The sequence below is a fragment of the Pseudoalteromonas fuliginea genome (assembly GCF_000690055.1).
Taxonomy (GTDB): Bacteria; Pseudomonadota; Gammaproteobacteria; order Enterobacterales; family Alteromonadaceae; genus Pseudoalteromonas; species Pseudoalteromonas fuliginea.
Window position 1 is genome coordinate 19,778 of sequence record NZ_JJNZ01000004.1, and the last position, 14,152, is coordinate 33,929.

General features: G+C 40.6%; 11 protein-coding genes. 3 read left to right on the forward strand and 8 right to left on the reverse strand.

Annotated features, from left to right (window positions below; translation table 11 throughout):
- Positions 1–75: 75 nt before the first annotated feature.
- On the forward strand, positions 76–1,146 hold the full coding sequence (locus tag DC53_RS19015; RefSeq protein ID WP_033028373.1) for a DUF3083 family protein: 1,071 nt from the start codon (positions 76–78) through the stop codon (positions 1,144–1,146).
- A gap of 58 nt (positions 1,147–1,204) precedes the next feature.
- On the opposite strand, the gene sucD is transcribed toward DC53_RS19015, so the two are convergent.
- The 8 genes from sucD to sdhC all read right to left on the reverse strand — a co-directional run bounded on the left by sucD (position 1,205) and on the right by sdhC (position 11,068).
- Positions 1,205–2,077: a succinate--CoA ligase subunit alpha gene (gene sucD / locus DC53_RS19010; protein WP_002961811.1), complete on the reverse strand. Its 873-nt coding sequence runs from the start codon at positions 2,075–2,077 to the stop codon at positions 1,205–1,207.
- On the reverse strand, positions 2,077–3,243 hold the full coding sequence (gene sucC, locus DC53_RS19005; protein WP_007375754.1) for an ADP-forming succinate--CoA ligase subunit beta: 1,167 nt from the start codon (positions 3,241–3,243) through the stop codon (positions 2,077–2,079). The genes sucD and sucC overlap by 1 nt, the downstream gene beginning before the upstream one ends.
- 177 nt (positions 3,244–3,420) lie before the next feature.
- Positions 3,421–4,938: a 2-oxoglutarate dehydrogenase complex dihydrolipoyllysine-residue succinyltransferase gene (gene odhB, locus DC53_RS19000; RefSeq protein WP_007375753.1), complete on the reverse strand. Its 1,518-nt coding sequence runs from the start codon at positions 4,936–4,938 to the stop codon at positions 3,421–3,423.
- Between the two features lie 3 nt (positions 4,939–4,941).
- Positions 4,942–7,761 carry a 2-oxoglutarate dehydrogenase E1 component gene (gene sucA, locus DC53_RS18995; protein ID WP_033028374.1) on the reverse strand — a complete coding sequence of 940 codons (2,820 nt, stop codon included), beginning with the start codon at positions 7,759–7,761 and terminating at the stop codon, positions 4,942–4,944.
- A gap of 91 nt (positions 7,762–7,852) precedes the next feature.
- Positions 7,853–8,569, reverse strand: a complete 717-nt coding sequence (locus DC53_RS18990) for a succinate dehydrogenase iron-sulfur subunit (protein WP_007375751.1) — start codon at positions 8,567–8,569, stop codon at positions 7,853–7,855.
- Between the two features lie 10 nt (positions 8,570–8,579).
- Positions 8,580–10,352, reverse strand: a complete 1,773-nt coding sequence (sdhA, locus tag DC53_RS18985; RefSeq protein WP_033028375.1) for a succinate dehydrogenase flavoprotein subunit — start codon at positions 10,350–10,352, stop codon at positions 8,580–8,582.
- Positions 10,353–10,700, reverse strand: a complete 348-nt coding sequence (gene sdhD / locus DC53_RS18980) for a succinate dehydrogenase, hydrophobic membrane anchor protein (protein ID WP_007375749.1) — start codon at positions 10,698–10,700, stop codon at positions 10,353–10,355. It lies immediately after the preceding gene.
- Positions 10,691–11,068 (reverse strand): succinate dehydrogenase, cytochrome b556 subunit, encoded by a 378-nt coding sequence (sdhC, locus tag DC53_RS18975; protein WP_076914908.1) that lies wholly within the window; start codon positions 11,066–11,068, stop codon positions 10,691–10,693. The genes sdhD and sdhC overlap by 10 nt, the downstream gene beginning before the upstream one ends.
- A 419-nt stretch (positions 11,069–11,487) precedes the next feature.
- Here sdhC and DC53_RS18970 point away from each other — a divergent pair, with 419 nt between their 5' ends.
- Both DC53_RS18970 and DC53_RS18965 read left to right on the forward strand, forming a co-directional pair.
- On the forward strand, positions 11,488–12,774 hold the full coding sequence (locus tag DC53_RS18970) for a citrate synthase (RefSeq protein WP_007375747.1): 1,287 nt from the start codon (positions 11,488–11,490) through the stop codon (positions 12,772–12,774).
- Positions 12,775–12,899: 125 nt separating this feature from the next.
- A complete protein-coding gene (locus DC53_RS18965; RefSeq protein ID WP_033028406.1) occupies positions 12,900–14,126 on the forward strand; it encodes an aminotransferase class V-fold PLP-dependent enzyme in 1,227 nt (408 codons plus the stop codon).
- Positions 14,127–14,152 lie beyond the last annotated feature (26 nt).

Genomic DNA, 14,152 nt, shown 5'->3' on the forward strand with positions numbered 1-14,152 from the left:
TTTGTTTTAACGCAATATTTAAGTCATCAAAACCGATTATAGTAATCGAATAACCTACTTTATAAGGATCCGAAGATGGCTACACTTAATCAACACCGCGTATATATTCCAACAAACGCACGCGCTAATCACTATTTATTGGCTGAAATAACACCTAGTGAAGCGTTTTACAGTAGTTTTAGCACTATAGATTGTTGCTATGAGCGCATTGCGCGTCAACTATTTGCATGTTGTGATGAATATGAGCTTCATAATGTACATTTACTTGCCAACGATAAGCTACCGGTTGTACGATTTCATGATGAGTCATACCAGTTAGAAACGGATAAGCAGATGCTGTTTTTTTATAATCCTCGCTATCACGAAGCGCATAAACTTTATTACACACCAAACACGAAAAGTAAAAAAATACGTTTACTTTTTTTAGCCACCGGTGAAGACTTACGTGCGAATTCAGCTTTGTTTCACAATAAAGTACAAAAAGTATTGACCCTTTTACAAGAGCAATTATTTCTAAATCAACCTCAATTTAAACTTCGCGATCACCAGCATCTTACTTACGATTTGTTTGCTAAAGACAAAGGCAATAAAGAAAGTTATGGTTATAAGCTAAGAAGCCTCTACCCTCGTTATCAGTCGAGGCAATGCAATATACCGGGTGACTATGCTGAAATGACTTACACGACTTTTACTATTCCAATTTCTCGTGCAATCAAAACACAGTTTCAAACAATGGTAAACGATCAGGATTTTAAAAAGTTTTATGACTACTTTGCTGATAGCTTTAAACGCGCATGTGAAATTAATAAACTAACGCATGGCGCAATGGTTGCCAATGGTGCAATACCAATTATCCGTAACAGTAAAATAGATAAAAATGAAGGCAATGTAGAATTGCAGAAATTAAGTTTTGATGTTGAATCAAATGAAAGTCAGATTAAATATTTTTATGATGAAACTAAACTAGTAGAAACCATCCATTTCGTTGTCGTTGCGACAAACCAAGATAAGCATGAGATTGGGTATGGGCGCTTCATGAACCAAGTAGAAAAAACGGTTCACGCTTTATGTGAAGAGCTTGCTATAAATAAACAACGACAAGATTTGTCTGTGCGCTTCTTTCAGCACATTAGTTATCCATTCTAAATTTAACCCAATAACAAAAAGGCCCGCATAAGCGGGCCTTTTCAGAGGGAACAAGCAATTACCAGCCTGTTTTCTCTTTAAGTGCTTTACCGATTTCAGCAAGTGAACGTACAGTTTTTACGCCCGCAGCTTCTAATGCAGCAAATTTCTCATCAGCAGTACCTTTACCGCCTGCGATGATTGCGCCAGCGTGACCCATACGCTTACCTTCTGGTGCAGTAACACCAGCAATGTAAGATACTACAGGTTTAGTTACGTTAGCTTTGATGTACTCTGCAGCTTCTTCTTCTGCAGTACCACCAATTTCACCAATCATTACGATTGCTTCAGTTTGTGGATCTTTTTCGAACATTTCTAAAACGTCGATAAAGTTAGTACCTGGAATTGGATCACCACCAATACCAACACACGTAGACTGACCAAAACCAGCATCAGTAGTTTGCTTAACCGCTTCGTACGTTAAAGTACCAGAGCGAGAAACAATACCTACTTTACCAGGTTTGTGGATGTGACCAGGCATGATACCAATCTTAGTTTCACCAGGAGTAATAACACCTGGACAGTTAGGACCGATCATGCGAGTACCTGTTTGATCTAGTTTAACTTTAACGTCAACCATATCAAGTGTAGGGATACCTTCAGTGATACAAACAATCAGCTCGATGCCAGCATCGATAGCTTCTAAAATTGCATCTTTACAAAAAGGAGCTGGTACATAGATAACTGAAGCAGTTGCGCCAGTTTCTTGAACAGCATCACGAACTGTGTTGAATACAGGAAGACCAAGGTGCGTTTGACCGCCTTTACCAGGGCTTACACCACCAACCATTTGTGTACCGTACTCAAGCGCTTGCTCAGAGTGGAAAGTACCTTGGCCACCAGTGAAACCTTGACAGATAACTTTTGTATCTTTATTGATTAATACAGACATTATTTGCCCTCCGCAGCAGCAACAACTTTCTCAGCAGCGTCTGTTAGTGATTCAGCAGCGATGATGTTAAGGTCAGACTTAGCTAGAACTTCACGACCTAGTTCAGCATTAGTACCTTCTAAACGTACAACTACAGGTACGTTTACGCCAACTTCTTTAACTGCGCCAATGATGCCTTCAGCAATCATGTCACAACGAACGATACCGCCAAAGATGTTAACTAAAACAGCTTTAACATTGTCGTCAGAAAGAATGATTTTGAATGCTTCAGAAACACGTTCTTTAGTCGCGCCGCCGCCAACATCTAGGAAGTTAGCCGGTTTGCCGCCGTGTAGGTTTACGATGTCCATAGTACCCATTGCTAGGCCTGCACCGTTAACCATACAACCAACATTGCCATCTAGAGCAACGTAGTTAAGCTCGAAGCTTGCTGCGTGTGCTTCACGTGCATCTTCTTGAGATGGATCGTGGAACTCACGGATTTTAGGTTGACGGTAAAGTGCATTACCATCAATACCGATTTTTCCGTCAAGACAGTGAAGGTTACCTTCGTCTGTAATTACTAACGGGTTGATTTCAAGTAGTGCGAAATCAAAATCAGTAAACATTTTACCAAGACCCATAAAGATCTTAACAAACTGCTTCATTTGTACTGGGTTAAGACCCAATTTGAAGCCTAGTTCACGTGCTTGGTAAGCTTGAGGACCTACTAACGGGTCGATTTCAGCTTTGTGGATAAGCTCTGGTGTTTCTTCTGCAACAGTTTCAATTTCAACGCCGCCTTCAGTAGACGCCATGAAAACTACTTTGCGAGATGCACGGTCAACTACTGCACCTAGGTACAATTCGTTAGCAATGTCAGTACAGCTTTCAACTAAAATTTTAGCTACTGGCTGGCCTTTCTCGTCTGTTTGGTAAGTAACTAGGTTTTTACCCAACCAGTTAGCTGCAAACGCTTTTACTTCGTCGATAGTTTTTACTAGCTTTACACCGCCAGCTTTACCACGTCCACCTGCGTGAACCTGAGTTTTAACAACCCACATATCACCGCCGATTTTTTCAGCAGCTGCTGCAGCTTCTTCAGGTGTATCGCAAGCGAAACCTTGAGAAACTGGTAAACCATATTCGGCAAAAAGTTGTTTTGCCTGATACTCATGCAAATTCATGATGCTTTATCCAATTTTTTATACTAAAAGAGCTGAATATTTTTGAAAATAAACAACTATCCCAAATTGCGCACCTAGTATAGATCCCAAGGCTTAACATGAAAACCCCAGTACGACCAAAGGCGCAAAAAAAAAGCTGTGAATGTTCATTCACAGCTTACATTTCATACAACTAGATTAAACATCTAGCAATAAGCGTGTTGGATCTTCAAGTAACTCTTTAATAGTTACTAAGAAACCAACAGATTCTTTACCATCAATGATGCGATGATCATAAGAAAGTGCTAAATACATCATAGGTAGTATTTCAACTTTACCATTTACAGCCATTGGACGGTCTTGAATTTTATGCATACCCAAGATTGAAGACTGTGGCAAGTTAATGATAGGTGTAGATAGTAATGAACCAAATACGCCACCATTAGTGATAGTGAAATTACCGCCAGTCATATCTGCAAGCGTTAGCTTACCATCACGACCTTTAAGTGCTAATTCACGAATACCCTTTTCGATTTCAGCAACAGATAGTTTGTCACAATCTTTAAGTACCGGAGTAACTAGTCCACGTGGAGTAGATACTGCAATGCTGATATCAAAATAGTTATGGTAAACAATATCGTCACCATCAATTGATGCATTAACATCAGGGAAGCGTTTAAGTGCTTCAGTTACCGCTTTCACGTAGAAAGACATGAAACCTAAACGAATACCATGGCGCTTTTCAAATACTTCTTGGTACTGCTTACGAAGGCTCATGATTGGTTCCATGTTCACTTCGTTGAATGTTGTTAACATTGCAGTTGAATTTTTAGCTTCAAGAAGGCGTGTAGCAATCGTTTTACGTAAACGAGTCATAGGAACACGTTTTTGAGTGCGGTCGCCCATCGGTGCTGCAGGAGCTGAAGCTTCTGCTTTTTTAGCCGCTGGTGCTGGTGCTTTTAAGAATGTATCAACGTCTTCTTTAGTTACACGGCCATTTTTACCCGTGCCGTTAATTTTAGAAGCGTCTAGGCCTTTCTCAGCAATTAAACGACGAACTGATGGTGTTAACACATCAGAGCTTTCGCTTGAATCTGCTGCTGGCGCTGCGTCTGCTTTTGCAGCTGGAGCCGCTGGTGCACCGCCTGCTTTAACCGAACCAATTACTTGCTCGCCTAGTACAGTATCGCCTTCGTTGTGAATGATATCACCCATGATGCCATCTTCTTGAGCTACTACTTCAAGAACAACTTTATCTGTTTCAATATCTACCAAGTTTTGGTCGCGTGTTACTGCGTCACCTGGTTGTACATGCCATGTAGCAATTGTTGCGTCTGCAACTGATTCTGGAAGTACAGGTACTTTAATGTCCACTTCTTTACCTTCTGGTGCTGGTGCTGATTGCGCCGCTGGCGCGTCTTCTGATTTAGCGGGTGCTGATTCTTCTTTAGATGAACCTTCACTTGCTGGCGCTGCATCAGCATCACCAAGTAAACCCATAACTTGATCGCCAAGTACGGTTGCACCTTCTTCTTGTGATATTTCTGTAATTACACCGTCATGCTGTGCAACAACTTCTAAAACCACTTTATCTGTTTCAATGTCTACTAAGTTTTGATCGCGAGTTACTTTGTCGCCAACACTTACATGCCATGTAGCAACGGTAGCATCTGCAACCGACTCAGGAAGAACAGGAACTTTAATTTCTGTGCTCATTGCTTATCCTTTATTTTCTATAGTAAGCGCGTCGGCAACGAGCGCTTGTTGTTCTTTAGTATGTACTGACATGTAACCACACGCTGGTGATGCAGACGCTTTACGCCCTGCATATTTTAATTTAGCACCTTGTGGGATTGCATCAATAAAGTGATGTTGTGAACAGTACCATGCACCTTGGTTTTGTGGCTCTTCTTGACACCATACAAAATCAGTTACGTGTTGGTAACGCTCCATAATTGTTTGCATTTCGTCGTGTGGGAACGGATATAACTGCTCAACACGAACAATAGCAACATTATCTTGTTCAAGTTTGCGACGCTCTTGTAATAGCTCGTAGTAAACTTTACCACTACAAAATACAACACGTTCTACTTTCTCAGGGTTAATATCATCAACTTCGTCGATCATATTATGGAAAACACCGTGCGAAAGCTCTTCAAGCGATGAAGTAGCAAGAGGGTGACGCAGTAACGACTTAGGCGTCATAACAATCAGTGGACGACGAAGTGGTCGAACTGATTGACGACGAAGCATAGCGTAAACTTGTGCCGGAGTAGACGGAACACATACTTGCATGTTGTGATCAGCACATAGTTGCAGAAAACGCTCTAAGCGTGCTGAACTATGCTCTGGACCTTGACCTTCGTAGCCATGTGGTAACAAAATTGTCAGACCACATAAACGGCCCCACTTTTGCTCACCAGAACTTAAAAATTGGTCAAATACAACTTGTGCACCGTTGGCAAAGTCACCAAATTGCGCTTCCCAAAGTACTAATGACGTAGGCTCAGCTGTTGCATAACCATATTCAAAAGCAACGACAGCTTCTTCAGATAAAACAGAGTCGAATACTTGGAAAGTACCTTGATCTTCACTTAAGTGCTGTAGAGGTGTATAAGTAGCACCATCTGATTGACTGTGAACAACAGCATGACGATGAAAGAATGTTCCACGACCTGAATCTTGACCCGTCAAACGGATGTCAGTACCTTCAGTTGCAATTGTTGCATAAGCAAGTGTTTCTGCCATACCCCAATCAAGAGGCTTCTCACCAGAAGCCATTAACTTACGATCATCGTAAATCTTTTTAACGCGTGACTGTGCTTTATATTGCTCAGGATAAGAAGCAATTTTCTCACCAAGTGCCTTAAGCTCTTCAACAGGTACGCTGGCATCGTAATCAACATCCCATTCATGGCCAACATACTTTGCCCAATCTGAAGAATGTGATGTCTCTGGCTGAATTTCTGAAACAACACAATTTCCTTCATCTAATGCGTTACGATACTCATCGGCTAAGGCTTTTATTTCTTGTTCAGAAAAAGAACCTTCAGCAATAAGTTGATCGGCATAGATTAAACGTGGAACTGGATGCTTTTTAATTTTTTGGTACATTAAAGGCTGCGTAGCATTAGGCTCATCAGCTTCGTTGTGACCATGGCGACGGTAACACACTAAATCGATTACTACGTCACGCTTAAACTGGTTTCTGAAATCAAGTGCAAGTTGAGTAACAAATGCAACTGCTTCAGGGTCATCAGAATTAACGTGGAAGATAGGTGACTGAACCATTTTAGCAATATCAGTACAGTAATCAGTAGAGCGAACGTCGTCTTGTTTTGATGTAGTAAAACCAACTTGGTTATTTACAACAATACGAATACTACCACCACAACTAAACGCGTTAGTTTGTGATAAATTAAATGTTTCTTGTACAACACCTTGACCTGTAACCGCAGAATCACCATGAATTGTGATTGGTAGCGCTTTAATACCAGAGCTATCACCTAAGCGATCTAAACGAGCACGAACTGAGCCCATAACTACTGGATTTACAATTTCAAGATGAGACGGGTTAAACGCAAGCGCCATATGAACATTGCCACCTTTAGTAGCAAAGTCAGATGAATAACCCATGTGGTATTTAACATCACCAGAACTTAATGTTTCTTTGTGTTTACCAGCAAACTCATCAAACAACTCTGATGGATTTTTACCTAGTACGTTCACAAGCACATTTAAACGACCACGGTGAGCCATACCAATAACAGCTTCTTGTTGGCCGCTTTCACCAGCGCGGTGAATAAGCTCTTTTAACATTGGAACTAATGCATCGCCACCTTCAAGTGAGAAACGCTTAGCACCTGGGAACTTAGCCCCTAAATATTTTTCAAGACCATCAGCTGCCGTTAATCCTTTTAGGATACGCAGCTTTTCTTCTTTTTCGAATTTAGGCCTAGACTGAACAGATTCTAAACGCTGTTGTAACCAACGTTTTTCTTCTGTCGATGTGATGTGCATATACTCGGCGCCAATCGAACCACAATATGTAGTTTTTAGTGCTTGGTATAGTTCACCTAAAGGCATAGTATCGCGGCCAACGGCAAACGATCCTACATTAAATTCGCGGTCAAAATCAGCTGCTGATAAGTCGTGGTAATCTAGCTCTAAATCTCGTACACGTTCTCGTTCCCAAATACCTAATGGATCTAGGTTTGCATTTTGGTGTCCACGAAAACGGAAAGCATTAATAAGTTGTAGAACTTTGACCTGTTTAAGGTCACCGCCACTACCCTCTGCTACCACTACTTCTCTATGTTTGTTTTTGGCAAGCTGTGCAAACTGCGCTCGAACTTCTGAATGTTTTACTTCAACATCCACACCATCAACTTTAGGTAATTGTTCGAACACTTCTCGCCATTCTTCTGGCACAGAAGTCGCATCGTCTAAATACGCTTCATAAAGCTCTTCTACATAAGCAACGTTACCGCCGTTTAAATGTGAAGATTCTAGCCATGCCTTCATCACACCTTCGTGCATTTATAAGCCCTTTTCTTTAGCGCAGAAATTAATAGTTATCATAACAAGATGGCTAATAATCTGTATTAGCCATCTTACGTTTACTAAGTAATCAAACCGCTCGGTTTAATAACATAGATTTGATTTGCCCAATTGCTTTAGTCGGGTTAAGACCCTTAGGACAAACGCTAACACAGTTCATGATACTGTGGCAACGGAACACACTGAACGCATCGTCTAAATCCGCTAAACGTTCTTCAGTTGCTGTATCTCGGCTATCAGCCAAGAAACGGTAAGCGTGAAGAAGCCCTGCTGGACCAATGAACTTGTCTGGATTCCACCAGAACGAAGGACACGATGTCGAACAACATGCACACAAAATACACTCATAAAGCCCATCTAATTTATCACGCTCTTCGATGGTTTGAAGACGTTCGCCTGCAGCAGGCTGATCATTAATTAAATAAGGTTTTACTTTTTCGTATTGAGTGTAGAACTGACTCATGTCAATAACAAGGTCACGAACCACAGGTAAACCTGGTAATGGACGTACTACGATTTTACCTTTGCCATTTTTTTGTAGCGTAGATAAAGGAGTAATACATGCTAAACCATTTTTACCATTCATGTTAACACCATCAGATCCACACACACCTTCACGGCATGAACGACGGAAAGATAATGTAGGATCTTGTTCTTTTAAAAGAATAAGTGCATCCAACACCATCATGTCGTGACCTTCCTCTGTTTGCAAGGTGTATTCTTGCATACGAGGAGCGTTGTCAACATCTGGATTATAACGATAAACTGAAAATTGTACTTGTGCCATCGTCTATCTCCTAGTAAACACGTGCTTTAGGTGGGAAAGCTTCACGCGTTTTAGGCGCATAGTTTACATCACGCTTGCTCATTTCATCCGTTACAGGATTAAATACTGAGTGACATAACCAGTTTTCGTCATCACGATCTGGGTAGTCAAAGCGAGAATGTGCGCCACGGCTTTCTGTACGGAAGTTTGCAGCTACTGCAGTTGAGTAAGCTGTTTCCATTAAGTTATCTAGTTCAAGACATTCGATACGCTGCGTATTGAAGTCTGATGATTTATCATCAAGACGAGCATGTTGCAGGCGTTCACGAATTTCTTTAAGTTCTTGAAGACCTGTAGCCATTGAATCACCTTCACGGAATACCGAGAAGTTAAGCTGCATACATTGCTGTAGGTCTTTTTTGATTTGAACTGGATCTTCACCTTGACCAGCCGTTGAGCTTTCCCAACGATTATAACGTGCCAGAGACGCTTCTAAGTCTGATTCTGAAGCTGACTTTGATACTTCAACATCTTTAAGGTACTTACCTAAGAAGTTACCAGCAGCACGACCAAATACAACTAAATCAAGTAACGAGTTACCGCCTAAGCGGTTTGCACCGTGTACAGATACACAGGCAATCTCGCCTACTGCAAATAAACCTTCAACTACTGTTTCTTTGCCTTGAGCATCGATTTGTAGCGCTTGGCCATTTACGTTAGTAGGAACACCACCCATCATATAATGACACGTTGGGATTACTGGAATTGGCTCTTTAGCAGGATCAACGTGAGCAAATGTTTTAGCTAGGTCACATACGCCTGGAAGTCGTAAATTAAGTGTTTCTTCACCTAAGTGGTCAAGTTTTAACTTAAGGTGAGGACCCCAAGGACCATCACAACCACGACCTTCACGGATTTCAGTCATCATTGAACGCGCAACAACGTCACGAGACGCTAAGTCTTTCGCGTTTGGTGCATAACGCTCCATGAAGCGCTCGCCATCTTTATTTAAAAGATAACCGCCTTCACCACGACAACCTTCCGTAACTAGCGTGCCAGCACCAGCTATACCCGTTGGGTGGAACTGCCACATTTCCATGTCTTGCATAGAAATACCAGCACGTGTTGCCATACCAACACCATCACCAGTGTTAATGTGGGCATTCGTTGTTGATGCAAATATACGACCTGCACCACCAGTGGCAAGCACTACAGCTTTAGATTTGAAATAAGTAATTTCACCTGTTTCAATTTCAATTGCAGTACACCCTACTACATCACCATTATCGTTTTTAACTAAATCAAGTGCATACCATTCAGAGAATACATTTGTTTTGTTTTTTACGTTTTGTTGATAAAGAAGGTGTAATAGCGCGTGACCAGTTCGGTCAGCTGCAGCGGCTGTACGCGCGGCTTGTTCACCACCAAAGTTTTTCGATTGACCACCGAAAGGACGTTGGTAAACACGGCCATTTTCAAAACGAGAAAATGGTAGACCCATGTTTTCTAATTCAGTAATAGCTTCTGGGCCTGTTTGACACATGTATTCGATTGCGTCTTGGTCACCGATAAAATCGGAACCTTTAACGGTATCGTACATATGCCATTCCCAGTTGTCTTCGTGTGAATTACCAAGCGCTACTGTAATACCACCTTGTGCAGATACAGTGTGTGAGCGAGTTGGAAATACTTTAGAAATTAATGCACACGTTTTGCCAGATTCAGTAATTGCTAGAGCGGCACGCATACCTGCACCACCTGCACCAATTACTACGGCGTCAAATTCACGAACAGAATATTTCACTTAAACACCCCATAATACAATTAGACCAATAGCTACGTACGCAACGGCCATTAGGTTTAATATAAAACCTAAAACAGCACGTAACTTCGCACACTTAACATAGTCTGTAAGAACTTGCCAAAGGCCAATGCGGGTATGAACCATAACGCAGACAAGGGTAATTAATGTAAACCCTTTCATTGCTAGGTTAGAGAAGAGGCCTGTCCAGGCTTCGAAAGTGACTTCTGGCGTCGCTAAAAAATAGCCGATAATAAAAATCGCATACGCGCTGATTATTAATGCCGTGGTACGTAAAGATACGAAATCTTGTACACCATCACGTTTAAGAGTTGCTTGATTTAAAACCATATCCACACCCCTGCCAATACGGCAAACACAACACCAAGAGCCATTGAAACTTTAGCGCTGAGGTTACCTGATTCAAGTTCTTCCCAATGTCCCATATCCATAATCATATGACGGATACCACCAATAAGGTGATAACCTAATACAGAAACAGTGCCCCAAGCTATAAATTTGGCAATGAATCCGTTAAACAGACCCTTGACGAATTCAAAACTTTCAGCTGAAGAGAGAGACTCAGACCAAGCCCAAATGACAAACGTTAAAGCAAAAAACAATGCAACACCGGTGACGCGGTGGAATATTGACGCTTTAGCCGTTGCCGGCATAGATATAGTTGTTAGATCTAGATTTACAGGTCTTTGCTTTTTCACAGTTACTTGCCCATCTTGCTCGCAGTGGAGCTCATCTACTTGCTTTTCTAAAAACCCACCAAATATTACTGGTGGAACTATCAAAGTAAACGTATTAAAACAGTTAAAGTTCACATTTAAGCAAAAGTTAAGCTGTAAAAAAATGTTTACCCAAATACAATGCGGTTTAAAACCACTGTTAGTATATATACCCACAGGGCTTTTTACAATTCTTGTTTATTTATAGATGTTTGCGAATTAGCCAATGGTATTATATTTAATTAATACAGAATATTTATTATACATATATGCATAATGTTTATAAAAATTGACTTTACACCCCTCTTTCACGTTAAAATGCGAAGATGTGCTTAAAACAGATTTCAGAACTTTAAAAATCTAAAAATCAGAATAGATATCTTAATAGGAGATACATAACGATGGCAGATAAAAAAGCCACAGTCCAAATTGATGGGCTAGATCCAATCGAACTTCCAATTTATCAAGGCACTGCTGGCCAAGATGTAATCGACGTACGTACGTTAGGTTCACATGGTCACTTTACTTATGACCCAGGTTTCATGTCGACTGGTTCTTGTGAATCTGCAATCACCTACATTGATGGTGGTAAAGGCATTTTACTTCACCGTGGTTACCCAATCGAACAATTAGCTGACGACTCAAACTACATTGAGTTATGTTATTTACTGTTAAATGGTGAATTACCTTCTAAAGAGCAATACGAAGTTTTTAAGAATGAAATCACTACAAGCACTATGCTTGACGAGAAGATTGCTAACTTTTTCCAAGGTTTCCGCTTTGACGCTCACCCAATGGCAATGCTTTGTGGTGTAGTGGGTGCGTTATCATCTTTTTATCATGAAGACCTTGATATTACTGATGCAGAACAACGTAAAACAAGCGCAGTTAAGCTAGTTGCTAAGTTACCAACTATTGCTGCAATGGCTTATAAAACAAACATCGGCCAACCGTTTGTATACCCACGTAATGATTTAAGTTATGCAGAAAACTTCTTACATATGATGTTCTCTGTACCTGCTGAAGAATACAAAGTTAACCCTATAACAGCTAAAGCAATGGATAAAATATTCATGCTTCATGCTGACCATGAACAAAATGCATCAACGTCTACAGTACGTCTTGCAGGTTCGTCTGGTGCTAACCCATACGCTTGTATTGCTGCTGGTATTGCTTCTCTTTGGGGCCCTGCTCACGGCGGCGCTAATGAAGCATGTTTAAACATGTTAGAAGAAATCGGTTCTGTTGACCGTATCGATGAATATGTAGCAAAAGCTAAAGATAAAGCTGACCCGTTCCGCCTTATGGGCTTTGGCCACCGTGTTTACAAAAACTTTGACCCACGCGCTACAGTAATGCGTCAAACGTGTCATGAAGTTTTAGCTGAGCTTAATATCCAAGATCCATTGCTTGATATTGCAATGAAACTTGAGAAAATCGCGCTAGAAGACCCGTACTTCGTAGAGAAGAAATTGTACCCTAACGTTGATTTCTACTCAGGTATTATCTTAAAAGCGATTGGTATTCCAACAAGTATGTTCACTGTTATTTTTGCAATGGCACGTACTGTTGGTTGGATCACTCACTGGGACGAGATGTTATCTCAACCTGGTCATAAGATAAGCCGCCCTCGTCAGCTTTATACTGGTTACACAGCACGTGACTACGTATCAACTGATAAGCGCTAATCCGCTTTAGTATTGTTTGAATATTTTAAAAGGCCGCTTTGCGGCCTTTTTTATTATTTGTTACTTGAGAATAATAAAAAAGTGTCTACAATTCTCGCCTTAAAATGACTACATTGATGAAGCTAATGACTGTTTTAGAGTTTGACATAAATAAAATTCGAAGTGACTTCCCTACCTTAAATCAAACTATAAACGGCTGCCCGCTTGTTTATTTAGACTCAGCTGCAACCTCGCAAAAGCCTCAATCAGTTATTAATGCAATTACTGAGTTTTATACTTCTCAAAACGCAAATGTACACCGTGGCCGTCACTCGCTCAGCGAACAAGCTACTAATTTATACGAGCAAGCACGAGATAAAATGGCTCAGTATTTTAATGTGTTCAGCAACGAGATTGTTTGGACAAAAGGCGCTACAGAGGCAATAAACTTGGTCGCTAACGGCTTAAAAAAGCGTTTAGATAAAAGTCATACCATAATGATATCTCCACTTGAGCATCACGCAAACATAGTGCCTTGGCAAATAGTGAGTCAACAAACAGGAGCTAAGTTAGTATCGCTGCCGCTTAATAAAAATGGCACATTAAACACGCTAGAATGCTGTGACTTTATAAAACAAATAAGGCCTACCCTATTAGCTATTACACAAGTATCTAACACACTTGGTAATATCACTGACTTATCGCCATTGATTAGAGTAGCAAAAGAGGTAAATTCACTTGTTTTAGTCGATGGTGCGCAAGGTGCACTGCATTTAAAGCCTGATTTACGGAAATTAAACTGTGATTTTTATGTCTGCTCAAGCCATAAAATGCTTGGTCCAACAGGCTTAGGTGTACTTTATGGTCGATATGAGGAATTAAACGCCTTAGATATATATCAATCAGGCGGTGAAATGATCGATAAAGTATATTTAACCCACAGTACTTATCGCCCAGCACCTGCAAAATTTGAAGCCGGCACACCGAATATTTCCGGCGTTTTAGGCTTTAGTGCTGCATTAGACTATTTAAATGAATTAGACCACGGTAAAATTCAGCGCTACGAGCAAAAATTATTTAATTATGCAGCAAAAAAATTGGTAATGATTGAGGGTATTACAATATATAGCAACCTATCTGACAATATTGGTACGCTCTGTTTTAACTTTAATAATGAACATCCTTACGATTTGGCAACTTTACTTGACGGATATGGGGTTGCAGTAAGGAGCGGACACCATTGTACACAACCTTTAATGGCACATTTAGGCGTTAATGGAACAGTTAGAGCTAGTTTAACCTTTTACAATACCTTTGAAGATGTAGATATATTTATCCATTCGCTTAAAAAATGTATCGCTTTATTGGATTAAACGTCACTTTAATAGAATTAATTAGG